Origin of the sequence: Kitasatospora sp. NPDC059722, from assembly GCF_042733235.1 — a bacterium.
GTDB lineage: Bacteria > Actinomycetota > Actinomycetes > Streptomycetales > Streptomycetaceae > Kitasatospora.
Genome location: NZ_JBHWGD010000088.1, coordinates 1,303 through 1,845, shown reverse-complemented (window position 1 = coordinate 1,845; position 543 = coordinate 1,303). Strand labels below are relative to the sequence as shown.

1 pseudogene is annotated in these 543 nt (G+C 70.7%); it reads right to left on the bottom strand.

Annotated elements, in window-relative coordinates:
• Positions 1 to 195: pseudogene (locus tag ACFV4F_RS35245) on the bottom strand (hypothetical protein); the annotation flags it as partial.
• Positions 196 to 543 lie beyond the last annotated feature (348 nt).

Sequence of the window (543 nt, the reverse complement as noted above, 5' to 3'; positions counted from 1 at the left end):
GGTCGGGCACCACGTGACGGTGCCGCCGGTGATCTGCATGTCAGACCCCGCCGCACCGGTGCAGGCCGGTTCGGCGGTCGGGGTCTGGGCGCCGACCGCCGGGGCGCCGGCCGAGATGGCGAAGACGGCTGCGGCTCCGGCCGCCGCGGCGATGATGCGGCCGCGGCGGGCGGGCGCGGGTGGTGAGTGGAACACGGTCCTCCCAAGTCACAAGTGATCCCCGGGACTTGACTCCCGGGGTCGAGCACCGTGCCTAAGTGGGAGGAACTGCTCGAAGTAACGGATGATCACCCTCCCGGTGATCATCGGACGAACCGATGTTCCCGTCGATCTTGGCCGACCTGCCGGTTTGTGATCTTCATCGAATGCGCGTCCGAGACCTTGGAGTCGTCTCCGTCGGACCACTCACCCCCCGACCTCCGCCAGCCGCCGCCGGAGGTAGCGCCGCGCGGGCGGGGGCGCCCGGCCGCGCCGGGCCGGGCGGGGCCGGGGGCGGTATTAAAAAAACGCCCCCCCCCAACACACAGGTAAAGAGTGTGAGGG